The organism is Micromonospora sp. M61 (assembly GCF_018070245.1).
In the GTDB taxonomy this organism is placed as follows: domain Bacteria; phylum Actinomycetota; class Actinomycetes; order Mycobacteriales; family Micromonosporaceae; genus Micromonospora; species Micromonospora zamorensis.
Genome location: NZ_JAGPYA010000012.1, coordinates 73,494 through 99,701 on the forward strand (window position 1 = coordinate 73,494; position 26,208 = coordinate 99,701).

The 26,208-nt window shown below is 69.6% G+C and carries 29 protein-coding genes; 21 read left to right on the forward strand and 8 right to left on the reverse strand.

The features are described from left to right. Positions 1-46 precede the first annotated feature (46 nt). From KBX34_RS09495 to KBX34_RS09545, 11 genes are read left to right on the forward strand one after another with little or no spacing between them, the layout of a single operon-like run. Positions 47-1,588 carry a class I adenylate-forming enzyme family protein gene (locus KBX34_RS09495; protein ID WP_307871361.1) on the forward strand — a complete coding sequence of 514 codons (1,542 nt, stop codon included), beginning with the start codon at positions 47-49 and terminating at the stop codon, positions 1,586-1,588. Continuing rightward, positions 1,588-2,127 carry a MaoC family dehydratase gene (locus KBX34_RS09500; protein ID WP_088947019.1) on the forward strand — a complete coding sequence of 180 codons (540 nt, stop codon included), beginning with the start codon at positions 1,588-1,590 and terminating at the stop codon, positions 2,125-2,127. The genes KBX34_RS09495 and KBX34_RS09500 overlap by 1 nt, the downstream gene beginning before the upstream one ends. Next, positions 2,124-3,158: an LLM class flavin-dependent oxidoreductase gene (locus KBX34_RS09505; protein ID WP_088947020.1), complete on the forward strand. Its 1,035-nt coding sequence runs from the start codon at positions 2,124-2,126 to the stop codon at positions 3,156-3,158. The genes KBX34_RS09500 and KBX34_RS09505 overlap by 4 nt, the downstream gene beginning before the upstream one ends. Then, the gene (locus KBX34_RS09510) at positions 3,155-4,414 is read left to right on the forward strand and encodes a CaiB/BaiF CoA-transferase family protein (protein ID WP_210924494.1); all 1,260 of its coding nucleotides are present in this window, start codon (positions 3,155-3,157) and stop codon (positions 4,412-4,414) included. Before KBX34_RS09505 ends, KBX34_RS09510 begins: the two co-directional genes overlap by 4 nt. Further along, positions 4,411-5,805 carry an MmgE/PrpD family protein gene (locus KBX34_RS09515; RefSeq protein WP_210924495.1) on the forward strand — a complete coding sequence of 465 codons (1,395 nt, stop codon included), beginning with the start codon at positions 4,411-4,413 and terminating at the stop codon, positions 5,803-5,805. The genes KBX34_RS09510 and KBX34_RS09515 overlap by 4 nt, the downstream gene beginning before the upstream one ends. Then, on the forward strand, positions 5,802-7,037 hold the full coding sequence (locus KBX34_RS34215; RefSeq protein ID WP_210924496.1) for a RidA family protein: 1,236 nt from the start codon (positions 5,802-5,804) through the stop codon (positions 7,035-7,037). Before KBX34_RS09515 ends, KBX34_RS34215 begins: the two co-directional genes overlap by 4 nt. After that, positions 7,034-7,534, forward strand: coding sequence for a MaoC family dehydratase N-terminal domain-containing protein (locus KBX34_RS09525; protein ID WP_210924497.1), 501 nt, complete (start codon positions 7,034-7,036; stop codon positions 7,532-7,534). The genes KBX34_RS34215 and KBX34_RS09525 overlap by 4 nt, the downstream gene beginning before the upstream one ends. Then, the gene (locus tag KBX34_RS09530; protein WP_210924498.1) at positions 7,531-7,974 is read left to right on the forward strand and encodes a MaoC/PaaZ C-terminal domain-containing protein; all 444 of its coding nucleotides are present in this window, start codon (positions 7,531-7,533) and stop codon (positions 7,972-7,974) included. The genes KBX34_RS09525 and KBX34_RS09530 overlap by 4 nt, the downstream gene beginning before the upstream one ends. 5 nt (positions 7,975-7,979) lie before the next feature. Further along, the gene (locus KBX34_RS09535; RefSeq protein ID WP_307871362.1) at positions 7,980-9,113 is read left to right on the forward strand and encodes an acetyl-CoA acetyltransferase; all 1,134 of its coding nucleotides are present in this window, start codon (positions 7,980-7,982) and stop codon (positions 9,111-9,113) included. Further along, complete coding sequence (locus KBX34_RS09540) at positions 9,113-9,490, forward strand: Zn-ribbon domain-containing OB-fold protein (protein WP_088951569.1); 378 nt, start codon at positions 9,113-9,115, stop codon at positions 9,488-9,490. The genes KBX34_RS09535 and KBX34_RS09540 overlap by 1 nt, the downstream gene beginning before the upstream one ends. A 12-nt stretch (positions 9,491-9,502) precedes the next feature. Next, complete coding sequence (locus KBX34_RS09545) at positions 9,503-10,660, forward strand: acyl-CoA dehydrogenase family protein (protein WP_210924501.1); 1,158 nt, start codon at positions 9,503-9,505, stop codon at positions 10,658-10,660. Between the two features lie 147 nt (positions 10,661-10,807). Here KBX34_RS09545 and KBX34_RS09550 read toward each other — a convergent pair whose 3' ends face one another. Together KBX34_RS09550 and KBX34_RS33470 are read right to left on the reverse strand one after the other, a co-directional pair. Next, entirely contained in the window at positions 10,808-11,455 is a 648-nt protein-coding gene (locus KBX34_RS09550) for an alpha/beta fold hydrolase (protein WP_247671652.1), read from the reverse strand. Beyond that, positions 11,361-12,656 carry a YbfB/YjiJ family MFS transporter gene (locus KBX34_RS33470; RefSeq protein WP_247671633.1) on the reverse strand — a complete coding sequence of 432 codons (1,296 nt, stop codon included), beginning with the start codon at positions 12,654-12,656 and terminating at the stop codon, positions 11,361-11,363. Before KBX34_RS33470 ends, KBX34_RS09550 begins: the two co-directional genes overlap by 95 nt. 79 nt (positions 12,657-12,735) lie before the next feature. On the opposite strand from KBX34_RS33470, the gene KBX34_RS09555 reads away from it, so the two are divergent. Continuing rightward, complete coding sequence (locus tag KBX34_RS09555) at positions 12,736-13,380, forward strand: TetR/AcrR family transcriptional regulator (RefSeq protein ID WP_210924504.1); 645 nt, start codon at positions 12,736-12,738, stop codon at positions 13,378-13,380. On the opposite strand, the gene KBX34_RS09560 is transcribed toward KBX34_RS09555, so the two are convergent. Next, on the reverse strand, positions 13,377-13,727 hold the full coding sequence (locus KBX34_RS09560) for a YrdB family protein (RefSeq protein WP_210924505.1): 351 nt from the start codon (positions 13,725-13,727) through the stop codon (positions 13,377-13,379). The two genes, KBX34_RS09555 and KBX34_RS09560, sit on opposite strands and share 4 nt — an antisense overlap. Before the next feature lie 303 nt (positions 13,728-14,030). After that, on the reverse strand, positions 14,031-14,522 hold the full coding sequence (locus KBX34_RS09565) for a MarR family winged helix-turn-helix transcriptional regulator (RefSeq protein WP_210924506.1): 492 nt from the start codon (positions 14,520-14,522) through the stop codon (positions 14,031-14,033). A gap of 71 nt (positions 14,523-14,593) precedes the next feature. Here KBX34_RS09565 and KBX34_RS09570 point away from each other — a divergent pair, with 71 nt between their 5' ends. From KBX34_RS09570 to KBX34_RS33995, 3 genes are read left to right on the forward strand one after another with little or no spacing between them, the layout of a single operon-like run. After that, the gene (locus KBX34_RS09570; protein WP_374223672.1) at positions 14,594-15,187 is read left to right on the forward strand and encodes a disulfide bond formation protein DsbA; all 594 of its coding nucleotides are present in this window, start codon (positions 14,594-14,596) and stop codon (positions 15,185-15,187) included. Beyond that, entirely contained in the window at positions 15,168-16,418 is a 1,251-nt protein-coding gene (locus KBX34_RS09575; protein ID WP_210924508.1) for an MFS transporter, read from the forward strand. Before KBX34_RS09570 ends, KBX34_RS09575 begins: the two co-directional genes overlap by 20 nt. Next, on the forward strand, positions 16,415-16,540 hold the full coding sequence (locus KBX34_RS33995; RefSeq protein WP_282102602.1) for a hypothetical protein: 126 nt from the start codon (positions 16,415-16,417) through the stop codon (positions 16,538-16,540). Before KBX34_RS09575 ends, KBX34_RS33995 begins: the two co-directional genes overlap by 4 nt. A 196-nt stretch (positions 16,541-16,736) precedes the next feature. Here the strand turns inward: KBX34_RS33995 and KBX34_RS09580 are convergent, their stop codons facing one another. Then, positions 16,737-17,516: an aminoglycoside phosphotransferase gene (locus KBX34_RS09580; RefSeq protein ID WP_210924509.1), complete on the reverse strand. Its 780-nt coding sequence runs from the start codon at positions 17,514-17,516 to the stop codon at positions 16,737-16,739. Between the two features lie 112 nt (positions 17,517-17,628). Here KBX34_RS09580 and KBX34_RS09585 point away from each other — a divergent pair, with 112 nt between their 5' ends. Then, on the forward strand, positions 17,629-18,663 hold the full coding sequence (locus KBX34_RS09585) for a questin oxidase family protein (RefSeq protein WP_210924510.1): 1,035 nt from the start codon (positions 17,629-17,631) through the stop codon (positions 18,661-18,663). 5 nt (positions 18,664-18,668) lie between these two features. On the opposite strand, the gene KBX34_RS09590 is transcribed toward KBX34_RS09585, so the two are convergent. Beyond that, positions 18,669-19,103, reverse strand: coding sequence for a MarR family winged helix-turn-helix transcriptional regulator (locus tag KBX34_RS09590; protein ID WP_197699598.1), 435 nt, complete (start codon positions 19,101-19,103; stop codon positions 18,669-18,671). Between the two features lie 71 nt (positions 19,104-19,174). On the opposite strand from KBX34_RS09590, the gene KBX34_RS09595 reads away from it, so the two are divergent. Continuing rightward, on the forward strand, positions 19,175-20,269 hold the full coding sequence (locus KBX34_RS09595) for a bifunctional NAD(P)H-dependent oxidoreductase/GNAT family N-acetyltransferase (protein WP_210924512.1): 1,095 nt from the start codon (positions 19,175-19,177) through the stop codon (positions 20,267-20,269). 16 nt (positions 20,270-20,285) lie between these two features. Here the strand turns inward: KBX34_RS09595 and KBX34_RS09600 are convergent, their stop codons facing one another. Next, a complete protein-coding gene (locus tag KBX34_RS09600; protein WP_247671634.1) occupies positions 20,286-20,618 on the reverse strand; it encodes a hypothetical protein in 333 nt (110 codons plus the stop codon). Between the two features lie 502 nt (positions 20,619-21,120). Between KBX34_RS09600 and KBX34_RS34220 the strand changes: the two genes are divergently transcribed. Further along, a complete protein-coding gene (locus KBX34_RS34220; protein ID WP_210924514.1) occupies positions 21,121-21,633 on the forward strand; it encodes a PH domain-containing protein in 513 nt (170 codons plus the stop codon). Positions 21,634-22,101: 468 nt separating this feature from the next. Next, a complete protein-coding gene (locus KBX34_RS09610; protein ID WP_210924516.1) occupies positions 22,102-23,337 on the forward strand; it encodes a low temperature requirement protein A in 1,236 nt (411 codons plus the stop codon). 30 nt (positions 23,338-23,367) lie between these two features. Here the strand turns inward: KBX34_RS09610 and KBX34_RS09615 are convergent, their stop codons facing one another. Further along, positions 23,368-23,976 (reverse strand): TetR/AcrR family transcriptional regulator, encoded by a 609-nt coding sequence (locus KBX34_RS09615; protein WP_210924518.1) that lies wholly within the window; start codon positions 23,974-23,976, stop codon positions 23,368-23,370. Positions 23,977-24,099: 123 nt separating this feature from the next. On the opposite strand from KBX34_RS09615, the gene KBX34_RS09620 reads away from it, so the two are divergent. Together KBX34_RS09620 and KBX34_RS09625 are read left to right on the forward strand one after the other, a co-directional pair. Then, complete coding sequence (locus tag KBX34_RS09620) at positions 24,100-24,717, forward strand: hypothetical protein (RefSeq protein WP_247671635.1); 618 nt, start codon at positions 24,100-24,102, stop codon at positions 24,715-24,717. 1 nt (position 24,718) lies between these two features. Beyond that, the gene (locus KBX34_RS09625; RefSeq protein ID WP_210924520.1) at positions 24,719-26,140 is read left to right on the forward strand and encodes an NAD(P)/FAD-dependent oxidoreductase; all 1,422 of its coding nucleotides are present in this window, start codon (positions 24,719-24,721) and stop codon (positions 26,138-26,140) included. Positions 26,141-26,208 lie beyond the last annotated feature (68 nt).

Genomic DNA, 26,208 nt, shown 5'->3' on the forward strand with positions numbered 1-26,208 from the left:
CCGGGGCCGTCGTGCACATCAATGACTCAGGGAAGGACGGCACCGGGTGAAGGGTGTGCAGCTCAACATGGCCGCCGGGATCCGCGAGTTCGGCCGGGCCACGCCGGGCCGGGTCGCGGTCGTCGACGGCGACCACGCCGTGACGTTCGGCGCGCTCGACGAGCGCTCCAACCGGCTCGCGTCCGCGACGCTCGCGCACGGCATCGCCCCCGGTGAGCGGATCGCGGTGCTGAGCAACAACCGCTACGAGTACTTCGAGATATCGGCGGCGATGGCCAAGGCCGGCATCCCGACCGTGCCGCTGAACACGAAGAACAACAGCTCGGACAACGCCTACATCCTCGCCCACTCCCGGGCGAGGGGGATCATCCTGGCCGACGAGCTGGCCGGCAACGTCGACGGCCTGCTCGACGACCTGCCGCTCGTGCTCAGCTTCGCCGGCGAGGTAGGCCAGCGGTACGAGACGTTCCTGGGACAGGGCCGCGCGGTCGATCCGCAGATCCCCGTCGACGAACTCGACCCGTTCTGCATCACCTACACGTCCGGCACGACCGGGCGGCCCAAGGGCGTCCTGCTGACCCACCGCGGACGGGTCCTCACCGCGTTCGGAGTCGGGCTGGACTACGGGCTCGGCCCCAACCGCAGCACGATCGCCGTCGCACCGATGTACCACGGCGCGGGGTTCGCGTTCGCCTACACCGCCCCGATGCTCGGCGGCTCGTGCAGCGTGCTGCCGACCTGGGATCCGGAGCGGCTGTTGGACCTGATGGTCTCCAGTCGCGCCTCCACGGTGTTCCTGGTGCCCACGCACGCCCAGCACCTCCGCCGGTTCTGCGAGGAGCCGGCCGCCCGGTACGACCTGTCGGCGCTGCGGACGCTCTACTTCAACGCCGCCGCGTTGCCGGTCGCGCTGAAGGAGTGGGTGATCGCCGCGTTCCCCGGCGTCGACGTGCACGAGCTGTACGGCTCGACCGAGTGCTCCATCGTCACCAACCTGCGCCCCGAGTTCGCACTGGAACGGGCCGGCAGCGTCGGGCATCCCTGGTTCTGGAACGAGATCCGGCTCAAGGACGACGACGGCAACGAGGTAGGGCCGGGTGAGCCCGGCGAGCTGTTCGCCCGCTCGCCGCTGCTGCTGGCCGGGTACCTCGACGACGAGGAGGCCACCCGGGCCGGATACGACGCCGACGGGTTCTTCTCCGTCGGCGACGTGGCCGTGCGCGACGAGGAGGGCTTCATCACCATCTTCGACCGGAAGAACGACATGATCATCGCGGGCGGGGTCAACATCTTCCCGCGTGAGATCGAGGAGGTCATCGCCCGCCACCAGCCGGTCGACGAGGTCGCCGTCATCGGCGTGCCCGACGAGGTGTACGGCGAGCGCATCGCCGCGTTCGTGGTGGGCCGCCCAGGGACGCGGATCGACGTCGGAGCCCTGGAGGGCCACGTCCGGCAGCACGTGGCGCGTTACAAGGTGCCCCGCGAGTGGCACGTCGTCGACGCGTTGCCGCGCAACCCGAGCGGCAAGATCCTCAAGCGGACGATCCGCGACGGGTACCTCGCGCGTTGTCAGAAGGAGATTGACTGATGGGGCTCAAGCAAGGCTGGACCGGGCGGTTCTTCGAGGACTTCGAAATCGGAGACGTCTACCAGCATCCGCTGGGACGCACCGTCACGGAGACCGACAACACCTGGTTCACGCTGCTGACCATGAACACCAACGAGATGCACTTCAACGCCGAGTACGCCGCACGGTCGGAGTTCGGCAAGCCGCTCGTGGTGTCGACGCTCACGGTGGCCATCGCGGTCGGGCAGAGCGTCACCGACCTGACCCAGAACGCGTTCGCGAACCTCGGCTGGGACGAGATCCGGATGACCCACCCGGTGTTCGCCGGTGACACGCTCTACAGCGAGTCACTTGTGCTGGAGAAGCGCGAGTCCGCGTCCCGCCCGCATGCCGGCATCGTCACGGTGCGCACCCGCACGCTGAACCAGCACGGCGACGAGGTCTGCTCCTTCAAGCGCACGTTCTATGTGTACCGCCGGGGCGCCGAACAGCTGGAAAACCTCTTCCCGGTGGGGAAGTCCCCACTCTCCCTCGACGGCGACAGCAAGGAAACGGCATGAGGCTCACGTACCAGCCGTGGGGGGAGACGCTAGCGGAGCTGGCCGACGCCGGGCGCCGGGCGGAACGCGCGGGCGCCGAGGTGCTGTGGGCCTCGGAGCTGCACCGGAGCGCGACCGGCACGGCCGCGGCCCTGGCCGGGGCGACGTCGACCGCACGGATCGGCACCTCGATCGTCCTGGCGTTCACCCGCAGCCCGATGATCACCGCGCTGGAGGCGCTCGACCTGGACGAGCTGTCCGGTGGCCGGTTCGTGATCGGCCTCGGCTCCGGGGTGCGCCGGCTCAACGAGCAATGGCACAACGTGCCGTTCGGCAAGCCGGTCGGTCACCTGCGCGAGACGGTCTACAACATCCGGCTGTTCTGGGACGCCTGCACCACCGGCGCCGAGATCCGCGCCGACGGCGAGTTCGAGCCGATGCACATCCGCGGTTACGAGCGGCCGTACGCCGTTCCGGAGCGGCCGATCCCGGTGTACCTGGCCGCGATGGGCCCGCTGATGACCCGGCTGGCCGGTGAGATCGGCGACGGCTGGATCAGCCACGAGCTGTGCTCACCGGGATACCTGCGGGAGCACATCCTGCCCGACCTCACGCTCGGCATCGACCGCGCGGACGGCAAGACGCGCCACGACGTCGACGTCGTCGTCTCCGCGTGCTGCTCGGTGGCCGCCGACCCCGCGCTCGCCCGCCGCCGCGCCGCCGGTGTGGTCGGCTTCTACGCCACGGTCCGCACCTACGCCGACTTCTTCGCGTTCCACGGCCTCGCCGAGGACCAGCAGGCCGTCATCGACGCGTTCCGGGCCGGTGCCGGCGCGGACCACCTCGCGGGCAGCGTCAGCGACCGGATGGTCGACGCGCTCACCATGGCCGGCACCCGCGACGACGTCGCCGCCCGGATCGCGGCCTATGACGGCATCGCCGACACCGTGAAGCTGAGCCCGCCGACCCACGGGCTGCCGGCCGTCGAGATCCGCGCGGCCCAGGACGAGATCATCGCGCTGATCGGTGAGCTGACGGGAGCGACCACGTGAGACCGCTGGAGGACCTGCGCATCATCGCGGTCGAGCAGTACGGTGCCGGGCCGTTCGGCAGCGTGCACCTGGCCGACCTCGGCGCCGAGGTCATCAAGATCGAGGACCCGCGGGCCGGCGGCGACGTCGGCAGGTACGTGCCGCCGTACGCCGAGGACGAGGACTCGCTCTTCTTCGAGACGTTCAACCGCAACAAGCGCAGCGTCTCTCTCGATCTGGCTACCGCCGCCGGGCGCGGCGTCTTCGAACAACTCGTCGCGGTCTCCGACGTCGTCTACTCCAACCTGCGCGGGGACGTGCCGGAGAAGCTGCGCATCCGGTACGACGACCTCAAGCACCTCAACCCGCGCATCGTGTGCGTGTCGCTGACCGGGTTCGGGATGACCGGGCCGCGCAAGCAGGAACCCGGCTACGACTACGTGTTGCAGGGTCTCGCCGGCTGGATGGAGCTGACCGGTGAGCCGGACGGGCCGCCCACCAAGTCCGGACTGTCACTGGTGGACTACTCGGGCGGCTTCGTGGCCGCGATCTCGCTGCTGGCCGGGGTGCACGCCGCCCGCCGCGACGGCGTCGGGATGGACTGCGACGTCAGCCTCTACGACACCGCGGTGTCGATGCTGACCTATCCCGCGACGTGGCACCTGAACGCCGGGTTCCAGCCGGTCCGCACACACCACTCGGCCCACCCGTCGCTCGTGCCGTTCCAGGCGTTCGAGGCCAAGGACGGCTGGATGGTCGTCGGCTGCGCGAAGGAGAAGTTCTGGGCCCGGCTGTGCCAGATCGTCGGCCACCCGGAGTGGGCCGAGGCCGGTTCGCCGTACGCGACCTTCGCCAGCCGGCGGGAGCAGAGCAGCGACCTGGTTCCCCGGTTGGAGGCGATCTTCCGGCAGAAGACCGTCGACGACTGGCTCGCGCAGCTCTACGCCGGGTCGATCCCGTGCGGCCCGATCAACGACGTCGGCGCGGCCCTGGCGGACGAGCACACCGCCGCCCGGAACCTCGTGGTCACCACCGACCACCCCCGCTACGGCGAGGTACGGCAGCTAGCGTCCCCGGTGCGGGTCGGCGACGAGACGCCCACCTACCGCCGGGCACCGCAGCGCAACGAGGACCTCGCACTCGTCACCGAGGAGATCCTGGGCCTGGACGCGCAGCAGGTGGTGGCGCTGCGGGCGGCCGGCGCGTTCGGCGATGCCGAGCCGGCACACGGCGCGAACACCCCCGACAGCCTCGACACCACGGCCACGTCACGATGATCGCCGAGGAGCTTGCCGAGTGGGGCACGGGCCACGTCGAAGTGCCGGCCGCGGTCCGTGCCGCAGCGCTGCGGCACCTGCTCGACGGGGTCGGAACGGCGCTGGGTGGGCTGCGCGCCAGCCCGATGACGGGCGAGCCCGGTGGGCGGTCGTCGATACCGGCCGTCGTCGTCGCCCGGGGACTGGGCGGGCCGCCGGAGGCGACGATCATCGGGTCGCGGGGCCGGGTCGGTGCGCCGGCCGCCGCGCTCGCCAACGGCACCCTCGTGCACGCACTGGACTTCGACGACACCCACGCCGGCGGCCTCGTGCACGCCACAGCCGTGGTGCTGCCGGCCGCGTTCGCCGTCGGCGAGCAGGTCGGCGCGCCCGGCCGGGCCGTGCTCGAGGCCGCCGTCGTCGGCTACGAAACCGTGTGCCGGGTCGCCGCCGCCGCGTCGCACGGCTTCCACGCCCGCGGGCTGCACGCCACGATGGTGGCCGGCGTGTTCTCCTCGGCGATCGTCGCGTCCCGGCTGCTCGGTCTCGACGCCGCGCGGACGACCGACGCGCTCGGCATCGCCGGCAGCCAGGCCGGCGGGCTCCTGGCGTTCCTGCACAGTGGAGCCTCGACGAAGCAGCTGCACCCGGGATTCGCCGGGCAGGCCGGCATCCTCGCCGCCCGGCTGGCCGTGGCCGGGGCCGGCGGCCCCGCGAACGTCCTCGACGGCCCGCACGGTGTCTACGACGCACTGGCCGCCGGCGCGGTCGACCTCGCGTCCATCACCGCCGGCCTCGGCACACGCTGGGAGACCACCCGGATCGGCATCAAGCCGTACCCGGCGTGCCAACTCTCCCACGCCGCGATCGACGCGGTCCGCGACGCGGTGCGCCGCGGCGGTGTCCGTTCCGGCGACGTCGCAGCGATCGACGTCGACGTTCACCCCGACTCGGTGCCCACGGTCTGCGACACCCGGCGGGACCTGGCGCGACCGGCGTCGCCGTACGCGGCGAAGTTCTCGCTGCCGTGGAGCATCGCCGCCGCCGTCGTCGACGGTGACCTGACCACCGCAACGTACGAGCCGGACTCGCTCGGCCGACCCGAGGTGGAACGCGTTGCCCGGCTGGTGCGTTGGCACGTTGCCCCCACCGGCGGCCCCGCGGCCGACGCGCCCGGCACCGCCCGCATCACGCTCGTCGACGGCTCGGCCGTTCCCGGCAGCGTGCCACGCAGCGCGGGCGGCCCGGACAACCCGCTGACCGACGAGCAGCTCGTCGCGAAGTTCCACGGCAACGCCGGTGGCCACACCACAGACGTCATCGACCTGCTGTCCCGTCTCGACGAGCTGGACACCATCGAACCGCTCATGGCGGCGCTGGCCGCCGCCGGTACAGGCAGGGACCACCCGTGACACCACACGCCATCAAACCGCCCTCCTTCCGCTGGTTCCCGTACGACGGCTTCACGTTCTGCCTCGGCCTCGCCGAGGGCGACGCGGCCTGGACCTCCGGCCACACCTCCGCCGCGTTCGACGAGGCCGTCGGCAGGATGACGGTCACCGGGGACATGGCGGCGCAGGCGCGCACCGCGTACGAGAAGGTGCTGACGATCCTGGCGGCCGCCGGGTTCGGGCCGCAGGACGTCACCCGAATCACCGAGAACGTGACGGTCGCCGGGCTCGCCGAGTACGAGGCGGCCGCGGCGGTCCGGCGGGAGGTCTTCGGCGACCACGAGCCCGTGCTGCGGACGGTCGTCGTCGAGCGGCTCGTGCGGCGTACCGCGCTGCTGGAGGTCGAGCTGCACGCGGTCCGCGGCGGCGGCGAGGTGCTGGCCGCCAGCGAGCCCCGGCCGGCCGGCACCTGGCAGGCCTCCACCGTGCGGGCCGGCCACGACGGTGCGGTGTACCTACCGACGATGGTCCCGGTCGACGCCACCGGCACCGTGGTCCACCCGGGTGACTTCGCCGCGCAGTACGCCTACTGCCTGGACCGGGCGGGCGACCTGCTCACGGCGGTCGGGCTGTCCCTCGACGCGGTCGTCACGACCTACGACTACTCGACGCCGGAGACCCGCGACGTGTACCGCCGGACGCACCGCGTGCGGCGGGAACGCCTCGGCGGCGCCGGCGTGTACCCGGGCGCGGGCGGCATCCTGATGAGCCGGCTGCACCACCCGGACGCGCTCGTCGCGATCGACGTCACCGCCTCCCGGCACCCCCTGGAACTGGTCAACCCCGGCTGGTCCCGCTACGACACGCTCACCTACGCCCCCGGGGTCAGGGCCGGCCGGACCCTGTACATGTCCGGGTTCGCGGCGCTGGACATGCAGACGCAGCAGGCCCTGCACCCCGACGACATCGTGGCGCAGGCCGAGGCGACGTACGGCGCGATCCTGCACCTGCTGCGCCACGCCGGCCTCGGACCGGAGCACCTGTTGGAGACGACCGAATACTGCGTCGAGTCCGCGCTGTCGGCGTACCGGGGCGTGGCCGGCGTGCGGGAACGGCTGCTCAGCCCGCCCTGGCCGGCGTCGACCGGAGCGATCTGCAAGGCCCTGCTGCGCCCCGAGTTCCTGCTCGAGGTGTTCCCGACGGCGCTGTACCCGGTATCAGCGCCACGCGGCGTGGCGGAGGTGACGGCATGAGCCTGCTGACCGACGACCTGCGTGCACTGCTGGGCACGAGGAAGGTCTACACCGCGCCGGAACCGCTCGGCGCCGCGGCCGGCCGGTACTTCGGCATGGCCGTCGGCGACGACAACCCGCTCTACTCCGACCCCGAGTTCGCCCGCGCGCAGGGCCTGCCGGGCGTGACCGCCCCACCGACGCTCATCTGCGAGACCAACCAGTACGCGAACCTCCCGATGGACAGCGACGGCTATGCCGGGCACTCCTGGCACCTCGACCTCCCCGGTACCCGCCAGGTCCGCGGCGGCAACAGCTACACGTTCCACCGCCGCGTACGCCCCGACGACGTCATCACCGCGAGCTGGGAGATCCACGACCTGACCGAGAAGCGGGCCCGCACCGGCGCGGACATGCTCGTGGTCTTCTCGCGCGCGACGTACACCAACCAGGACGGCGAACTGCTCGCCGTCAACGAGGAGACGATCATCCTGGTCGGCCTGGACGGTGCCGCATGACACCTCCGGTGCCACCGAACGTCGGGGCTGCGCTGCCCACGCTGGAGCGCACCATCACGCTCACCGACATGGTCGCCTACGCCGGCGCCACCTGGGACTGGTACCGCCTGCACTTCGACACCGAGTTCGTGGCGGCCGCGCGGGTCCCGGGCCCGGTCGTGGACGGGCAGGTGTTCGGGGCGCTCTTCGTCGAGCTGCTGCAGGACGCGCTCGGTCCGCGCTGCTTCGTGCACGAGCTGTCGTTCACGTTCCGGAACCTGATGTTCGCGGGCGAGACCGTGCGGTGCGAGGCGACAGTGGTCGAGGCCGGCGCCGACCGCGTCCGGGTCGAACTCTCCGCCACGATCCTGGCCAGCGAGTACGGCCCGCAACGGCCCGCCGCCCGCCCTGCCCACGCGACGGTCCTGCTGGGCACGGCCGACGGGCCGGGCGCGCAGTGACCGGCGTGGCGATCGTGGGCGCGGCCGAGTGCGACCTCGGCAGCACCGGGAAGTCCACGCTCACGCTTCAGACCCAGGCCGTCACCCGGGCGCTCGCCGACGCTGGGCTGACCCTCGCCGACGTCGACGGACTGGCCACCACCGGAGTGTCCCGTTTCTCCACCACACAGCTCGCCGAGTATCTCGGGCAGCAGCCCCGCTGGGTCGACTCGACGTTCGTCGGCGGGTCGGCCGCCGAGATGATGGTCGCCCGCGCCACGCAGGCCATCGAAGCCGGCCAGGCGTCCACAGTGGTCATCAGCTTCGCGTCGAACCAGCGCTCCGCGCGCTCGCGCAGTCTCGGCGGGATCGTCGAGGAGCACATCCCGGAGGCCCAGTTCGAGGCGCCGTACGGCCCGTTGTACCCGCTGTCGTACTACGCGATGGCGGCGCAGCAGTACTTCCACCGGTACGGCGGCACGCGGGAGAAGTTGGCCGAGATCGCGGTCGCCGCCAGGGAGTGGGCGCTGCTCAACCCGGCCGCGTTCCGCTACGGCGCCGGGCCGCTGACCGTCGACGACGTGCTCGCCGCGCCGATGGTCTCCAGCCCGCTGACCGTCGCCGACTGCTGCCTGGTGACCGACGGCGGCGGAGCGGTCGTGCTCACCACGCTCGACCGGGCCCGCGACCTGCGGCACCCGCCGGTACGGGTCCTCGGGTACGGCGAACGGTCGACGAACACGTCGATGACCGCTGTCGAGGACCTGACGGTCACCGGCGCGCGCGAGTCCGGCCGGGAGGCGTTCGCCCGGGCTGGCATCACACCGGCTGACGTGGACGTGCTGGAGGTGTACGACTCGTTCACCATCACGGCCGCGCTCAGCATCGAGGCACTGGGCTTCTGCGGACCGGGGGAGGTGCTCGACTTCATCTCCGACGGCCGGATCCGTCCCGGCGGTGAGTTGGCGCTGGACACCTCCGGCGGTGGCCTGTCGTACTGCCATCCCGGTCAGTACGGGGTGCTGCTGCTGGTGGAGGCGGTCCGCCAACTGCGCGGCGAGGCGGGAGCCCGGCAGGTGCCCGACGCCAGGGTGGCCGTGGCGCACGGCACCGGCGGGATCCTGTCCACGCACGCGACGGTCGTGCTGGGGGTGCGGTGATGCACGTGCCGCCACCCGACGACGTGACGGCCGGCTGGTGGGACGCCACCCGGGAGCACCGCTACACGCTGCAGACCTGCGGGTCCTGCGGGCACGTCCAGCATCCGCCGCGTGCGCTGTGCACCGCCTGCTCGTCGATGGTGGATCTCGGGTTCGTCGAGGCGTCCGGCCACGGCGTCGTGGACACGTTCACCGTGGTGCACCGGGCACCCGTGCCGGGGGCTGCCGTGCCGTACACGATCGCCCGGGTCCGGCTCACCGAGGGACCACTCGTGCTGTCCACCCTCGAAGGGCAGGACTGGCGGATCGGTGACCCGGTCCGTGTCGGTTGGCTCGACCTCGACGACGGCCGGGCGCTGCCGGTCTTCCACCGCTGACGGAGGCTACCCATGGACTTCACGCTCACCGAGGAGCAGCAGGACTTCCGCGCCCTGCTCCGCACGTTCGTCGACCGGGAGATCATCCCGGTCGCGCGGGAGTGGGAGCAGACCGGGCGGTACCCGACGGAGATCGTGCGGGGGATGGCCGAGATGGGGCTGTTCGGCATCACCGTGCCGGAACAGTACGGCGGCCTCGACCTCGACCCGGTCTCGTTCGCGCTGGTGTTCGAGGAACTCGCCCGCGGCTGGATGGGCATCGCCGGCATCCTCGGCAGCCACTCCCTGGCCTGCCGGATGATCGCCATACACGGCACCGAGGAGCAGAAGCAGGCCTACCTGCCCGATTTCGCCACCGGCGCCCGGCGGAGCGGCATCGGCCTCACCGAGCCGGACGCCGGCACCGACCTGCAGGGCATCCGCACCACCGCCCGTCTCGACGGCGACCACTACGTCGTCAACGGCACCAAAATGTGGATCACCAACGCGCGGTACGCCGACCCACTGCCGGTGCTGGTCAAGACCGACCCGCACGCCACGCCCGCGCACACCGGCATGAGCGTGCTGCTCGTCGACGCGACGCTGGACGGCTTCCAGGTCCTGCGGGACATCCCGAAGCTCGGCTACAAGGGCACCGAGTCCTGCGAGATCCTCCTCGACAACGTGCGGGTACCGAAGGACCGGTTGCTCGGTGGCGTCGAGGGCGTCGGCCTCAAGCAGGCGTTGTCCGCCCTGGAGTGGGGCCGGGTCAACATCGCCGCGCGGTCGGTCGGCATCGCGCAGCGCGCCCACGACGAGGCGCTGGCGTACGCCCAGCAGCGCAAGGCGTTCGGCAAGCACATCGCCGAGTTCCAGGCGATCCAGCTCAAGCTCGCCACCATCGCGATCCAGCTCCAGGCCGCCCGCCTGATGGCGTACTGGGCGGCCGACGCGGTCCGGCGCGGTCGCGCCGACGGGCAGACCGGGATGGCCAAGGTGTTCTGCTCGGAGGTGGCCCTCGAGGCCGCGATCGACGCGATGAAGGTGCACGGCGGCTACGGCTACTCCACCGAGTTCGAGGTCGAGCGCCTCTACCGGGACTCGATCCTGATGAGCATCGGCGAGGGCACGAACGACATCCTGCGGACCGTCGTCGCGAAGGCGCTCGTACGCGGCGACCTGACGGTCTGACACTCCCACCAGGGCGTTCGTCGTGCCCGGCCGACGACCGCCGAGGCGCGGAGCGGCGGTATGGGGGTCGTGGCGGAGTGGGCCCGGTGGCCCACTCCGGGCGGGAGGATCGGTGACGGACCTTCCGCAGTGGGCCACCGGGCGTGCTCAGCGGGACGCGGCAACGTCGACCAGGATCTTCGTCAGCTCCTCCGGGGTGTCACGCATGAGATTGTGTCCACCGGCGAGAGCATGGGTGGTCCAGCCTGGCTCCGCGCGGAGCTTCTGGTAGATCGTGGTGAACGGGGACTGGTCGGCCCACCCGGCGGCGTAGACGTAGTCCCGGCGGCGGATTTGTCCCGGGTCGCCGGTGAGTCGGAGTGGCTGGAGCACCGAGGCGATCGGGTGCGACGTCGCCCGAGCGTCGAAGAACGGCAGTGATCGGGATGCGCAGCCAGTCTCGTCCACCTCCAGATACCACCTCCGCTCCTGGTCGGACACCAGTGACCAGCAAGAGTCGCCGTCGGCGGGTACCACGGCGTCCAGGTAAACCAGCGAGTCGATCCGGTCCGGTGCCCGGTCGGCGGCGCCCGTGATGACCATCCCGCCGTAGCTGTGCCCGACCAGCACCGTGTCGTGTAGGTTCTCGCCTTCGAGGAGGGCGACAACGTCCTGGATGTGCGTGTCGAGGTTGACCGTGCCGTGCAGCAGGTGGCTGCGTTCACTCACGCCGGTCAACGTCAGCGGGTGGACGGTGTGTCCCAGGTCGCGCAGCCGCCGGGTGACGTGCTCGAAGCACCAGCCACCGTGGCACATCCCTGGGATGAGTAGGAAGTTTGACATCGGGCTTGCTCCTTCGGTTGATTCTGAGGATGGCGTCCACTGTGGTAAGTCGTCCGAGGAGGGCGCTCAACGCTGCGGCGGCGCACAGGACAGCGGTCCACCCGAGTGTGGCCGCGGTGGAGGTGTGGTCGGCGACCAGACCGGCGAGCCACGGACCAGCGGTCTGACCGGCGGCGAACACGGCGGTGAAGACGGCGAGCGTGGCGGTCCAGTCAGCGGTCGGAGTGTGAGCCCTGATGAGGGCGGTGACCGCGGCCGGCACGCCCATGAAGGTCCCCCCATAAATGAGCGCGGAGGCCAGGACGACCGGTGTCGCGGATGACGTCAACGCCAGTGCCGCTCCGCCGCTCAGGACGGTCAGCAGGATGGCCAGGGCGCGGGTGCCGGGCCACCTGGCGATCGGGCGAGTCCAGACGGCGGGTGCCGCCGCCACTGCCGTTCCGAGCACCGACCAGGTGAGCATCACCTGCAACACGGAGCTGTGCCGTTCGACCAGATAGGCGGAGAGAAAGGTGATGTAGGTGATGTAGCCGGCGGCGAACAGCAGGTAAGCCAGGGCCGCGGGCAGGAGTGGCCGAAGCCGGGCGCGGCCGACCTCAAGCCGCCGGGCACCGTCGCAACTGACCACGGTCCAGCTCACCCCGGTCGCTACGGCGGCGGCAGCACCGAGAGTCACCCAGGCGAGCCGCCAGTGCACGCCGAGCAGGGGTATGGCCAAGCCACTGACCACGATGCCCAGCCCAGCGCCGGCGAAGTAGACGGTGAGGGGAGTAGCCGAGGCGGCGTCTGCGGCGAGGCGGGACGCGATCACACTGCCTGCGACGAACACCACCGCTCCGGCCGCGCCGGACAGCGTTCGGAGAACCAACAGCACAAGGTAATCGCCGCTGACCGCGGTCGCCACCAGCGACGCGGCGGTCAGCACCATGCCAGCGCGGAACGCGGTGGCGGCACCGACTCGGCGTACCAGCCCGTTCGTGAGCAGCGCGCCCAGCAGGTAGCCGAGCCCGTTCGCTGTCCCCATTCCGCCGGCAGCGGCCAGCGTCCAGTTCAGGTCGTCGCGCATGGCCGGCAGCAGCATCCCGTAGGCGAAGCGTGCCAAGCCGAGCGCGGCGGCGGTGCCCAGGGCCAGCCGTGCGGCGCGCCACACACTCGCGGGCGCGGTCGACGTCATGACCCCCCAATCATCGAACCGATCGGTACGAACTCGGCGATGGTAGCAGTAGAAGGAACCGGTCGGTACCATCTCTGTTATGCCAGTTCCCAAAGGTTCGACGATCGACCCGGAGCGCACCCGCGCCGGCATCATCGAGGCCGCCGCCCCACTGCTGTACGAGCGGGGCCTCGACGGCATCGGCGTCGCCGAACTGTGCGCCAGGATCGGCGTGTCGAAGGAAACCCTCTACCGATACTTCGGCACCAAGGACGGTCTCATCCAGGCGGTGCTGGAGGCCCGCAGCGAGCGGGTGACGGCCTGGATCGCCGGAGCCGCAGCCGCAGCCGGGGACGATCCCCGCGAGCAGCTCGCCGCCGTCTTCGACGAACTTCAACGGTGGTACGAGGAACCCACCTTCCGTGGCTGCGCGATGCAGAACGCGGCCGCTCAACACCAGGTCGAGGCGGTACGGACGGTCACCGCCCGCCATCTGGACCGCCGCCTCGGCCTGCTGACCGCGATCGCTGAGCGCGCTGGCGCAGCCGACCCGGACGCTCTCGGGCGACAATTGCTCCTGTTGGTCGAGGGCGCAACCCTGATCGCCGCCCACCACGACCGGACCGGTGCTGGCCACCACGCCAAGCAGGCCGCCCTCGCACTGCTGCCCGCCAACCGGCCGAGCCGGGCCGCCCGGGCCACGCCCGACGCAAAGCCAAATGACGTTGAAGTATCAGCGGATTAATTATCGCCGACCGACTTGACAGTCAGTGCAATGGCAATGTTGATTACCACAATTACTGCGAACGAAGTAGCGAGCGCACGATTTCCAAGCGCATGCAGGGCCAGCGTGGCCGAACCGAATACGAGCGCTTTTACCACGAGCACACCAATGAGTGGCAATGCAATTGTCGCCTTGGGTGAAGCAAACAGCCCCCATGTGATCGCCGCCAACAGGGGCGCTCCGACGGCGAGCGCGACCTTGACCGGGACGGCCGAGTCAGTCTTGAGGCCCCAGTAGCCGAGAACGGCCAGTGCTGCAAGTTCAAGAAGAAAGGCCAGCAGGTCGTTGACATGTCGCAGGAAGTTCATCCCAATTCCTCGTTCAAAGTCGATTGTCGCAGGCTTCAGGAGCCAAGAACGGGTGACCTGGCGCGCCTTTCTTGTCTCCGATGTCCGCCCGGCCACACAGGGCAACACAAGCTATCCAGCACGTTGTTCAGGTCGGCGTTGAAACATAGGTCAGGAATACGCAAGCCCAGGGCCCCGGGTGCGCCTCCACGTATGCGCCACGGGCAGAAGTACCTACGGTCGACGTCTCCCTGAGGGGAGACCGGCCGCGTCGCGTCGAGGGCGGGACTTCTTGGCCGTGGCAGCGGGCGGCGTGTCGAAAACTCAGGAACCAACGACCCGGGTCAACGTCGCCAGCAGGCGCTCGAGCTCCCTGCGGTCGGCGTCGGGCAGCTCGCGGAGAATGGCCGCCTCGTTGGCCAGGTGCTGCTCGATGAGGCGGTCGGTCAACGCCGCGCCGGCCGGGGTCAGCCCCACCACTCTGCCCCGAGCGTCGCTGTCGGAGACCGAACGCGACACGAGGCCCCGGGCGATGAGCCGGTCGACTCGCTTGGTCACCGCCCCGGTGGTGACGAGCATCCGTTGGCTCAACTGCCCGGCCGTGAGTGTGTACGGCGGGCCTTCCCGGCGCAGAGCCGCCAGCACGTCGAACTCGCCGTTTCCCAGATCCGCCTCGGCGAACGGCGGCCGTAGGGCCGCGTCGAGCACTTCGGCCAGCCGCTGGATCCGCCCGATGATCAGCAATGGGTCGGGGTCGAGCTCGGGACGTTCACGACGCCACTGGGCGACGATGCTGCCGACGCGGTCCTCATTCATGCTTGCATCTTACCTTCCATGGAAGGTAATTTCCTTCCGTGGAAGGTAAATTTGATCGTACGTCGGTCCCGGTGGTCACGGCCTACGTGGACCCGTCCTGCCCGTTCGCCTGGATCACCTCCCGATGGCTCATGGAAGTGGGGAGGCTGCGTCCGATCGACCTGCGGTTCGAGGTGATGAGCCTTTCGGTCCTCAACGAAGACCGCGAGCTGGAGCCCTGGTACCGCGCCTTCAACGACCGCGCGTGGGGGCCGGCGCGGGTGTGCGTGGCAGCGGCGGTGCACCACAGCCCGGCGGCCCTCGCCCGCCTCTACCCGGCGCTCGGCCGCCGCATCCACGACGAGGGCGACAAGGACTTCGCCGCCGTCGTCCCGGCGGCCCTGGCCGAGGCAGGCCTGCCCGCCGACCTCGCCGACGCCGCCCACCGCAGCGACCTCGACCCGCAGATGCGCGCCGGCACCGCCAAGGCCCGGCAACTCGTCGGCGAGGACCTCGGTACCCCGACCGTCGTGATCGACGGCGTCGCCTTCTTCGGCCCCGTGCTGACCTCCATCCCCCGCGGCGAGGAGGCCCTGCGGGTCTTCGACGGCGCCCGCATGCTCGCCGGCTGCCGGGCCTTCTCCGAACTCAAGCGGGCCCGCTCCGATGGCCTCAGCTTCGCCTAGCCCGGCCGCGCTCACCGCGGCCCCTCACCGGCGGCCAACCACCACCCTCATCCGGGCACAGCTCGTCACCGCCGTGGGCGACGGCTGCTTCTACGTGATCTTCGTCGTCTACCTGGTGCAGGTCGGCCACCTGAGACCGGCGCAGGTCGGCGGCCTCCTGACCGTCGCGTGGGGGGCCGGCTTCCTCCTCACCCATCCCCTCGGAGCCTTGGGCGACAGGATCGGACTGCGACGGGTGACCATCCTGCTGTCGGCGGCCACCGCAGCCGCCCTGCTGACATTGGCGTCGGCACCGACACCCTGGTTGGTCTCGTCCGCCTGCGTCGCGTACGCGATCGCCCAGAGCGGGGCCGGCGCGACCCGGCAGGCCCTGCTGGTCTCCCTGGTGCCGTCCACCGAACTGGTCGCGGTGCGAGCAGGTATCCAGACCGCGGTCAACGCCGGGATCGGGCTAGGCGCCACTGCCGGAGGGCTGGCGCTCCTCGCTGGTACCCCCACCGTCTACCGCGCCGCCCTGGTCGGTGACGCGGCGCTCTTTGCCGTGAGCGCGATCATGCTCACCCGGCTGCCGCCCGTCGCACGGGCCCCCGTACGGACGGGCCACGGATGGGACGCCCCGCGGGACACCCGCTACGTCGTGGTAGCAGCGCTCAACGCGGTGCTGTACCTGTACATGCCGATGCTCAGCGTGTTGCTGCCCCTCTACCTGACCAGCCGCACGGCGGCGCCGTCCTGGATCGTGGCGGCGGTCTTCGTCGTCAACACCCTCGGCGTCCTCGGCTGGCAGCGCCGGACGGCCCGACGCGTGACCACCCTGGCCGAGGCGACCCGGGCGATCCGCCTCGCCGGCCTCGCGCTCTGCGTAGCCTGCGTGCTCTTCTCGACGGCGACCGCCACCACCGACCCTGCCGTCACCACGGGTCTCCTCCTCGCCGCCGTGGCTGTGCAGGTGGCCGGCGAGCTGCGACTGGCCGCCGGTTCGTGGTGCGTCGGATTCGCGTTGGCCGATCCAACCCGCCCCGGGCAGTGGCAGGGCGTGTACTCCAGCGGCGTCCCGCTGGCCCGTGCCGTCGGGCCGGCCGCCCTGACCGCGCTGGTTATGGTCTGGTCCGGTCCGGGGTGGCTCGTTCTCGGGCTCGTCTTCCTGGCCACCGGGCTCACCACGACTCTCGCCGTCACCTGGGCCGCGCACCGCCGGCCCTTCCAGACACTCGACCCGGAAGCCACATGACCACTTCGACACCGACCCTTCAGGAGAAGGCCCGGCGGCTGCGTACGCTGCATGATGAGTCGAGGATCCTGGTGCTTGGTATCGAAATCGCGTACCACGGGAAGGTCGTCGGCGTCGGCTGACCGATGAAGATCATCTAGGTGTCCATGGCCGCAACGAAGATCGTCGCGTAGGCGACAGTCTGTCGCATGTTCCGGTACGCGTTGTCCTGCAAGCGGGAACCGACGTGCGGTAGGCCTCCATCGCGGCAGCCATACCTGGGCGCCAGGTGTGCCAACATGCCCTATCGAGGACGCCGACGGTGAGGTCCATCCACGTTCACACCGAAGAGGTCCGGTGGTCCGCCCACTCGCCGGTCCACACTGCGAGGTCGTGTACCCAGGTTTCGGTGCTCTGCCTGGACTTGGCGGCCCACTTCGTTGCGTTCCTTGACGCGAAGCCGTCCAGGACCTGACGGTCAGTCGCTGTCCATGCGGGAAGCTGGATGAGCCACTGTTCTGCCTGTTCGGCGCTGTGACCGCTGCCGATCAACCATGGAACGAGCAACGCGAGTTCGACCCATGCCGCGGCCTTGGTTGCCCACGCCCAGTCCACGATCCGTAGGCCGAATGGCGTCACGATCAGGTTGGCCGGGTTGAGGTCGGAATGGATGAGTGTTTCGCCGTCCATCGCGGGGTGCGTGAATCCGAGCCGGGCTGCTGGGGTGAACCACGTCTTGCCGGGCGCCGGCGTCTCTTGAAGTGCTGTCAGTGTGGCTAGGAGCAGATCGAGGTCCGGGCTGCCGGGGGACAGGTCGGGGTGGGGGCCGGCAAGGTGCTCGGTCCCCACCACCAGCCAGCCATCGGATTCGAAATGCCACAGGACTGCGGGCGGGTGCCGGTCGATGGTCCGGGTTGCCGCCAGTTCGTAGCGCAGCGACCGCACGCTCAACTCACCGGAGGCCGCCTTGACGAAGACCTGTCCGGCCGGTCCGGTGACTGTCGAGGCGATCTCAGCATGGTCGCCGCCGGGCGCCGGGACGACGTCGAAGGTTCCGCCGACCCGTTCGGCGATGCCTGCCGTGACACTCTCCGGCAGGGTGGTCCAGTCGCTACGCATCGGTCTCCTCCCCTGCCGCATGGCGAGGTCCGGCGAACAGCGGGACTCGACCTCGGCACTCGGGCACCTATCGCTTGACTTCAACCGGACTTCAGTTTGAAGACTCCACTGCATGACGAGTTTCGTCCTCGACGAGGCGTACGAACGGGTGCGCCACACTGGTCCGGAGCGCAACGGTTGGCTGTCCAACCACGCCCCGATGGCGGTCGAGGCCCTGGCCTACCGCGGCCACGAGCAGGCAGTGCACCGATGGATTGATGGTTACGCGGACAGGCTGGAAGAGCGGCCACGTGGTATTCGGCCCATCCCAGGTGACGAGTGGCGCGACCCGCTCGGCGACCCGGTTCGTACCGGAGACTGGCTGAACTATTTCGACCGCGAGTTGGCCGGCGAACCCTGGCGGGAGGTGTTGGTCCGGTGGTGGCCGCGCCTGCTACCTGGCATAGCCGCCGGCGCGACCCACGGCGTCATCCGGGTCGGCCACGCCGTACGTGCGTTGCTCGACGAGGAGACCCAGCCGCGCGTCGCCGAACTCGGTCAGGGGCTGGCCTACTGGGCCGCCCGGTGGCAGCCCCTCGCGCCACCTGGCGCCGGGCCGTACCCGACAACCGACGCCCGGTCCGCGCTCGACGCGGTGCCCCGCGTACCCGACCAGCGGTCCGGCATTCGAGCCCGCCTCGCCCAACTGGCCGACCTGAGCCGGTGGCCTTCCGCAGCCGGCGCGGTGCCCGGAAACAACACGGACGACGTGCCGACACGGCTCGCGGGGATCGTCGACGCCGCGGTGGTCCGGCACGGCACCCACGGGTACGCGAGCCCTGTCATGCTCGTCCACGCCGCGACCGCGCCGAACGCGGTCCTGCGTGCGTTGCCGGCTCTACCGCAGGCGCTCTGGGTGCCGAGCCTCGCCGCCGCCTGGGCGGCAACAGCTGCCGTTGCCGCCGCCTACGCCCCGGCCGAGGCGCGGCCCGCCCCGTCCGCTGGCACCAACCTGAGCCTCGATGAGGTCATGCGCCGCGCAACAGACAGCGGAGACGCGCACGCGATCAAGTTCATTGATGCCGTGAGCGACACGTACACCCGATCCGGAGATTCCGCGCTGCTCGCCATCGCCGCGCAATCCGTCGAGCAGATCGCCGCCGACTAGTGCCGTCAGTCAGGCAGGTCGGAGATCCGGGTCGAAAGTTTGCGCAGCACCTCGAGCTCGTCGGGGCTTAGATGATCGAGGAAGCGCGCGCGTACGGAAACGACATGGTGTGGGGCAGCTTCATCCAGCACCCTGAAGCCGTCGTCGGTCAGGTGCAGGATGCAGCCCCGCGCGTCCTGTAGGTCGGGCTCCTTGTCGATGAGACCGCGCGCCTCCATTCGGGTCGCGTGGTGGGACAGTCGGCTGCGCGACCACTCCATCTTGTGGGCGAGGTCCTTGAGCGCCCACCGGCGGTTCGGCTTCTCCGACAGCGTGCTCAGCACCTCGTAGTCGGCCGGCGACAGCCCTGAGTCGCGGGCCAGGTCCCGGTTGAGCCGCGCCGGCAGCGTCGTCAGCAGGCGCCGGAAAGCGCGCCAGGCGTGTTCCTCGTCCTCGCTCAACCAGGCAGTGTCCACGCGGTCACACTACATCTCGTTGACACGTCATCGAAAGCTCGGTTATGTTCGTTGACATGTCATTGAAAGCGCAGACTGCCCAACTGAACGTCCTGGTCATCGTCGCGAGCACCCGCCCCGGACGGCTGGGACCAGCAATCGCCGACTGGTTCGTCCAGGCGACCCTCCCGACAGCCGCAGCGGCCCGGATCGCTCTCGACGTCGCGGACCTGGCCGACATCGGGCTGCCGCTGCTCGACGAGCCCGAGCATCCCTCCAGCGGCATCTACGTCCACGAGCACACTCGCGCGTGGAGCCAGCGGGTTGCCGCAGCTGACGCATTCGTGGTGGTGACACCCGAGTACAACTACGGCATGCCAGCGGTGTTGAAGAACGCTCTGGACTTCCTCTACCACGAGTGGGCGTGGAAGCCGGTGGGATTCGTCAGCTACGGCAACACCTCGGCCGGCACCCGCTCGGTGCAGATGACGAAGCAGGTCGTCACCACCTTGAAGATGATGCCCATCGGTGCCACCGTCGCCCTCCGCATCGCCGACAGCACCCAGGACGGGCAGGTTCTCCGTTCCGCGGGACTCGACGACACGGCTCGCAGGATGCTGCTTGAGTTGACCCGGGTGGCCTCAGCGATGCGGCCCCTGCGCACCGAACCGGACAGTGACGTCACCAACGTGCCCGGCCCGGTCGAAGGACTACGGCTGACCATCGTCCAGCCGGACGACCTCGCCGAGCTGCTCGTCCTCCAGCGGTGCTGCTGGGTGCAGGAGGCCCTCGCGAACGACACGCTCGACCTGTCGCCGCTCCGGGAAACCCTCGACGAACTGCGCGAATCGACGTCGACATGGCAGCTGTGGTGCGTACGTCGACACGGACGCCTCGTCGCGGCGGTCCGAGCCCAGGCACGCGGCCGTGGGTGGTTGATCGGTCGCCTCATGGTGGCTCCCGACCAGGCCGGAAACGGCATCGGCTCCTGGCTTCTCTCATACGCCGAACAGCAGGCCCCCGAGGAAACCACGCACTACGAGCTGTTCACCGGCCACCGCAGCACGAGCAACATCAAGATGTACGAACGCGCCGGCTACGCCCTCACCTACGCTGACGACACCCCGGATGGCAGCGTCCACCTCATCAAACAGAGGCAACCGACCGCCTGACCCAAATCGCCGGTTGTCAGCGGTTACCTCGGCGCGCAGGGCCGCCATACAGGTGGACGCGGTTGTCGACATCGTGGTCCGGTTCGCCATGCAGGAAGCGATCGTGTGCGACACGGCCGTTGCTGACACGAACCACCCAGTCCTCGTAGTACCAGCTGGGGTCGCACGCGCACTGGGTGAACCGGAACCGGAAATTGGCTCGATACCGGCCGACCTGTCCGTGGGCGAGGGTGAACAGGCGGGCCGACACTCCCGGTGGGGGGAACGCCGCCGCGCCGGGCAGGCGCTCGACGGTCACCGCCGGGCCGTCGGAGGTGAGCCACAGATTGAGGTTGCGGGCGATGCTCACGTCACCGGTCAGTACGTCGCTACGACGTACGTAGCCGCCGGCCTCATCGGCCAGGACGTCGTGGACTACGACGTCGCCTTCTGGGAGTGGCGCCGAGAGTGCCAGTGGGCGGTTGAGCCCTCGACGGGCGTTGGCCTGTGGAGCGCCCCGCCCTGCCGCGCTCCATCGCACGCGTACCCGCTGAATGACGATCACGCCCAAACCATGACCCACTGAACACACGTCTCGCCAACCGGTATCCGCTCATGCCGCTGCGCTGCGGCACTCGGCGAGCAGACGAGGTGATGTCCCACTGTGCTGTTCCCTTGCCGGCAGTGAATGATCAGCCCGACCCGAACCGTAAGAGCTGAACTATCGCAGGGAGATCCCGCGTCGTGGAGACGGCGGCGAACCCGGCCGAGGGCTGGGCACGGCGCGGATAGATGATGGTGTTGCTGCCGGTGCTCGTGGGCGGAGCCTGTGGCGCTTGACGTAATCGCGGCCAGACAGATAGGGGTCGGGAGTGCCGATCGATCTGCAGGAAGTGCGGGTGTGGCGACTGGGTGTCGCGTTGAGGATCTTCAGCGGCCTGCTGTTGGGTGTTGTAGCCGTTGGGGTGCTGGTGTTCTCCGCCTACCAGGCTTCTGCACCCGACGGCGATCTGCGTCCGGTGCTCGCCATCGCCGTGCCTTACGGCCTCCTGGGATTCGTGTTGTGGCGGAACATATTCCATCCTCGACTGTCCGCAGGTCCCGAAGGACTGATCCTGCACAGCCAGTGGCGTACGTTCCACGTGCCGTGGTCAGCCGTTGTGCGGTGCGACCCGGGCTATCACGGAATCGCCATCACCTGCGCCGACGGCAGTCGGGTAATGGCTCCCGCCCCGCAGAAGTCGAACCTGAGCCGCTGGCTCGGACGTGCGACCCGGGCGGACGACGTCGCTGACTACCTCGAACAGCGCGCCCGAGAACACCAACGGCAGTCGAGGCGAGTGGCGTCCCGGGTGAGTGACGACGGACCGGGCAACAACACGTGACAGACCCTTTAGGGCGGAACGGGTGTGTCGTACCTCCGGTGTTCCTCCTCACCTGATCGATCGAGGCGACCGGACCGCAGATGTGCTTCGGTGTGCTCGTGACTCGCACAAGGCTGGTTAGATGGGTGACCCCCGAAAGGGCGGAGTCGGTTCTGCTCATGGTCGCCGGGCTGGCTGGCTGGCTGGTGTGGAAAGCCGGTGCACCCATGTGGGCGGGCCTGGTCCTGTCACTCGGCGTCGCCCTGTTGGTCCGATGGATGCGGCAACGAGGACACATCGAACGCGCTCTCGTCCGATGGCTCCACCGTCACGAGGAGCCATCTGGGGTATAGATCAACACGGTGCCCGATCTGACAGCTCAGCTGGATCAGGAGCGGCTCGCCCGCTCTATCCGGTTCGGGCGGACCCGGACGCAACTCTTCTGTCGGCCGGATCGTTGGTGCGACAAGGGGAGGACGGGGGCGGACGATGGCGGCGGAACGCGGCGCCGCACTGCTGCGCCCTCCGACGAGTTCGGGCCGCGCGACCTTCCTCGAACTCTTCTTCGATCTGGCCTTCGTAGTGGCCCTCACCCGGGTCTCGCAACGATTCGCCGGCCTGAGCGATGACACCGGTTGGGCCCTCGTCGAGGGGTTCGGTCGTACGCTGCTGCTCTTCTTGGCCCTCTGGCTGATCTGGTCGCACACAGCCTGGATCACCAGTCGCTACGAACCAGAGCAACCGATCATCCAGGCCGTCGTGGTCGGCACCATGTTCGCCGGCCTGGTCATGGCGGTGGCGTTGCCCCGGGCCATGGAGGAACGGGCGCTGCCGTTCGCGGTCGCGTACCTGATGGTGATGGTGGTGCGGCCGCTGGTGATCGCGGCCGCGCTGCGTGGCCATCCGCGACGACTGGTGCCGTTTCGGCTTGCCGTGTGGGCTTCGGCGAGTGCGCCACTGTGGCTGGCCGGCGCATTCGGGCCGGATCGACTTCGCCTGCCGCTGTGGGCTGCCGCCCTTACTGTCGACTACGTCGCCTGGGCCCTGGGTTGGCCGTTGCCGTGGCTCGGGGCCTCAGAGGTGGGCCGCTGGCGGATCGCCGGCACGCATCTCGCCGACCGTTACCAGCAGATGTTTCTCATCGCACTCGGTGAGTCGATTCTGGTCATCGGCGTGGTCTTCAGCGGGACGGACTACTCCGCGGTGCGGGCGGCCGCCTTCGCGGTCGCGTTCGCCATCAGCGCGCTGATCTGGCGGATCTACTTCCACCGCGCCGGCTTGCTGTTGGCCGAGGCGTTGGAACGGTCGGCCATGCCCGGCCGGCTGGGCGCGTCGTCGGAACGGACGCATCTGCTGATCGTGTTCAGCGTGCTCGTCACCTCGGTCGGCTACGAGCTGGTGATCCACAATCCGTTCGGGTCGCCGCGTCCCGGTTGGCTTCTGTTCGTGGTGGGCGGTCCGATGCTCTTCCTTGTCGCCCGTATGCGGCTGGAGTACGAGATCTTTGGCCGGGTTTCGCCTTCCCGGGTGACCGGAGTGCTGGCCCTGCTGCTGTTCACGCCGGCATTGGCCCGCTGGGCACCGATGGTCGGGTTGAGCGTGGTGGCCGCAGTGCTGGTCCTGGTGGCGCTACTCGACAGCCTGCGGAGCCGGGGCCGACCACTGGAGGGTTCCGCCTCGCCGATCGGGCGAGAGGCATCCGGCGAGCGTGACTCCGAGGCGTGACCGCGCGACTTTGCGCGCCAATCAGGCGTACTAAGGCGCCGACTCGGCCGACTGGCGCTCGGTATTGATCCGGAGCAGTCCTTCGACCCCGCTGAGGAAGGTCTCGGACACCAACGCGGGGTCGAAAAGGCACCCGGCCGCCATGGCGCCGTCGCGAAGCATGACGAAGTGGCGTGCGGCGGCATCCGCCGTTTCCTCGTGGACCTGCGCCATCTGCGTGGTGAGCGTGTCCAGGAACCATTGCCGGTGGGCGATGATCTCCTGGTGCACGGGATGGTCGGTGTCGGGATACTCGGCCGCTGCGTTCAGGAAGGCGCATCCGCGGAACCCGGGGGACTGGATGTTTCCAGCGATGGAGCCAGCAACGGCCAGGAGGCGGTCGACCGGCGTGGAGTCGGCGGCGATGGCCGCCTCGACCGTGCCGCGCTCCATGCGGTGGATCTCCCGCAGGTACGCCAGAATGAGGTCGTCCTTGCTGGGGAAGTGCCGGTAAAAGGTGGCCCGGGTCACTTTCGCCTCAGCAATGATCCGGTCAACGCCCACGGCGTGGATGCCCTCGGCGTAGAAGATCCTGGTTGCCGTGGTGAGGAGCCGGAGCCGCGCCTCAGAAGGCCGCGTGCCAGGTTCGGTGCGGAGCATCCCACCATCTTAGCGATAGAACGTTCGGTCTGACTCTGCGCGCGGCCGAAGGCTTGTGGTGGCGGCCCCTCGGCGGATTAGTGGGTAGAACGGTCTGTCTTGACAGACAGGCGGGGGCTCGTCATGCTTGAGGCACGACAGAACGTTCGTTCTCGTCAAGCCTTCACCGAAAGGGTCACCGTGACCGCCACTGCTGCCTCCCCCGGTATCTCCCAGCCCGCCTCCGCCTTGCGGCGGCTGTACTTCACCCGCTTCGCGTTCGCCATCGTGTGGGCACTCGTGACTATCGCCACCGCCAAGGAGATCGGCCCGCTCACGGTGGCACTCTTCGTGCTCTACCCGCTGTTCGACGTGGGCGCCGCCATCTACGACCTTCGTTCGACGCGGCTCGCCGGCTCGCCGGCCCTGCTGTACGTGAACATCGCGGTCAGCCTGATAACCGCCGTCGGCGTGGGCGTCGCCAGCGCGTCCGGCATCCCCGCCGTTCTGCGGGTGTGGGGCGCCTGGGCGATCGTGGCCGGACTGGTCCAGTTGATTGTGGGTGTCACTCGTCGGAAGATGGGTGGCCAGTGGCCGATGATCATCAGTGGCGGTATCTCGGTTCTGGCTGGTGGGTCCTTCATCGCCGGTGCGTCCGCGGCTGACCCGTCGCTGACCAACGCGGCTGGCTACGCCATCCCCGGTGCCATCTTCTTCCTCATCGCGGCCGTCCGTCTCGGCCGTGCCGGCAGGAGCAACTGACATGACCGCCTTCGAGTACGACGTCGTCGTGATCGGTGCCGGTCCGGTTGGGGAGAACGTCGCTGACCGGGTCGTGCAGGGCGGCCTGACCGCCGCCATCGTCGAGCGGGAGTTGGTCGGCGGGGAGTGCTCGTACTGGGCCTGCATGCCGACCAAGGCGTTGCTGCGTAGCGCGTCCGCGTTGCGGGCGGCTCGCCAACTGCCGGGAGCGCGGGAAGCGGTGACGGGACACCTGGACGCCGCGGCGGTGCTCGGACGCCGGGACTCCTTCGCGTCGCAGTGGAAGGACGACGGGCAGGTGTCCTGGCTTGAGTCGGCGGGGATCGCGCTGCACCGCGGGCAGGGGCGAATCCGTTCGGCCCGGGTCGTCCAGGTGACTGGGGTTGACGGCGTGACGGTCACGCTGACCGCGCGGCACGCGGTGGTCGTCGCGACCGGGAGTAGCGCTCTGCTGCCGGATATTCCAGGCCTGCGGGAGGCGGCGCCGTGGTCCAGTCGCGAGGCCGCCTCGGCCGCCTCGGTGCCCCGCCGGCTCGCGATCATCGGTGGTGGCGTGGTGGCGGCCGAGATGGCGACCGCGTTCGGCGCTCTGGGATCTTCGGTGACGGTGCTGGCCCGTGACGGTGTGCTGCCGTCGGCAGAGCCGTTTGCGGGGGAGTTGGTCACGGAGTCGTTGCGCGAGGCCGGTGCGTCGGTACGCCTCGGCGCGAATGCCGTCTCCGTCAGCCGCGGCGACAGCGGAACCGTCCACGTCGACACGGCCGACGGTGAGCAGGTTGAAGCCGACGAGGTACTGGTGGCAGTCGGTCGTATCCCGAACACCCAGGACATCGGACTGGAGAACGTTGGGCTAGCGCCGGGTGTCTGGCTGGCGGTCGACGACACGCTGCGCGTCGTCGGCGGCGGGGGATGGTTGTACGCCGCCGGTGATGTGAACCGGCGAGTGCTGCTGACCCATCAGGGCAAGTATCAGGCGCGCGCGGCGGGCGACGTGATCGTGGCCCGGGCGAGGGGTGAGAAGGTCGAGGACGGTCAGTGGGGCCGCCATGCCGTGACGGCTGATGAGCGTGCGGTGCCGCAGGTGATCTTCACCGACCCGGAGGTCGCGTCGGTCGGGCTGACCGCAGCTGCGGCCGCGGCGGCCGGGCTGCGGATCCGGGTCGTGGATTACGACCTGGGCTCTGTCGCCGGATCGTCCCTGCACGCCGATGGCTACAAGGGGCACGCCCGAATGGTCATCGACGAGGATCGAAAGGTGATCATCGGCTTCACCCTCGCCGGCCCGGACGTCGCGGAACTGATCCATGCCGCGACCATCGCCGTCGTCGGCGAGGTTCCGCTGGACCGGCTGTGGCACGCGGTTCCGGCATACCCGACCGTCAGCGAGGTCTGGCTACGGCTGCTGGAGACATACGGCCGGTGACGGTGCAACCAGGCGCTCGCCCCGCGTCGTCGAGTTGTACAGCTGGCATTCCAGATCTCGCTGACAGA

Coding starts and splice junctions, on each gene's coding strand:
- KBX34_RS09575 (WP_210924508.1), top strand. CDS start 15,168: ATGGCCTCAGCTTCGCCTAGCCCGGCCGCGCTCACCGCGGCCCCTCAC.
- KBX34_RS09550 (WP_247671652.1), bottom strand. CDS start 11,455: ATGTGCCACGGTGGCTGGTGCTTCGAGCACGTCACCCGGCGGCTGCGC.
- KBX34_RS09515 (WP_210924495.1), top strand. CDS start 4,411: ATGATCGCCGAGGAGCTTGCCGAGTGGGGCACGGGCCACGTCGAAGTG.
- KBX34_RS09545 (WP_210924501.1), top strand. CDS start 9,503: ATGGACTTCACGCTCACCGAGGAGCAGCAGGACTTCCGCGCCCTGCTC.
- KBX34_RS09585 (WP_210924510.1), top strand. CDS start 17,629: ATGACGAGTTTCGTCCTCGACGAGGCGTACGAACGGGTGCGCCACACT.
- KBX34_RS09595 (WP_210924512.1), top strand. CDS start 19,175: ATGTCATTGAAAGCGCAGACTGCCCAACTGAACGTCCTGGTCATCGTC.
- KBX34_RS33995 (WP_282102602.1), top strand. CDS start 16,415: ATGACCACTTCGACACCGACCCTTCAGGAGAAGGCCCGGCGGCTGCGT.
- KBX34_RS09580 (WP_210924509.1), bottom strand. CDS start 17,516: ATGCGTAGCGACTGGACCACCCTGCCGGAGAGTGTCACGGCAGGCATC.
- KBX34_RS09505 (WP_088947020.1), top strand. CDS start 2,124: ATGAGGCTCACGTACCAGCCGTGGGGGGAGACGCTAGCGGAGCTGGCC.
- KBX34_RS09615 (WP_210924518.1), bottom strand. CDS start 23,976: ATGCTCCGCACCGAACCTGGCACGCGGCCTTCTGAGGCGCGGCTCCGG.
- KBX34_RS33470 (WP_247671633.1), bottom strand. CDS start 12,656: ATGACGTCGACCGCGCCCGCGAGTGTGTGGCGCGCCGCACGGCTGGCC.
- KBX34_RS09610 (WP_210924516.1), top strand. CDS start 22,102: ATGGCGGCGGAACGCGGCGCCGCACTGCTGCGCCCTCCGACGAGTTCG.
- KBX34_RS09540 (WP_088951569.1), top strand. CDS start 9,113: ATGCACGTGCCGCCACCCGACGACGTGACGGCCGGCTGGTGGGACGCC.
- KBX34_RS09525 (WP_210924497.1), top strand. CDS start 7,034: ATGAGCCTGCTGACCGACGACCTGCGTGCACTGCTGGGCACGAGGAAG.
- KBX34_RS09625 (WP_210924520.1), top strand. CDS start 24,719: ATGACCGCCTTCGAGTACGACGTCGTCGTGATCGGTGCCGGTCCGGTT.
- KBX34_RS09555 (WP_210924504.1), top strand. CDS start 12,736: ATGCCAGTTCCCAAAGGTTCGACGATCGACCCGGAGCGCACCCGCGCC.
- KBX34_RS09560 (WP_210924505.1), bottom strand. CDS start 13,727: ATGAACTTCCTGCGACATGTCAACGACCTGCTGGCCTTTCTTCTTGAA.
- KBX34_RS09565 (WP_210924506.1), bottom strand. CDS start 14,522: ATGAATGAGGACCGCGTCGGCAGCATCGTCGCCCAGTGGCGTCGTGAA.
- KBX34_RS09500 (WP_088947019.1), top strand. CDS start 1,588: ATGGGGCTCAAGCAAGGCTGGACCGGGCGGTTCTTCGAGGACTTCGAA.
- KBX34_RS09530 (WP_210924498.1), top strand. CDS start 7,531: ATGACACCTCCGGTGCCACCGAACGTCGGGGCTGCGCTGCCCACGCTG.
- KBX34_RS09620 (WP_247671635.1), top strand. CDS start 24,100: ATGCTTGAGGCACGACAGAACGTTCGTTCTCGTCAAGCCTTCACCGAA.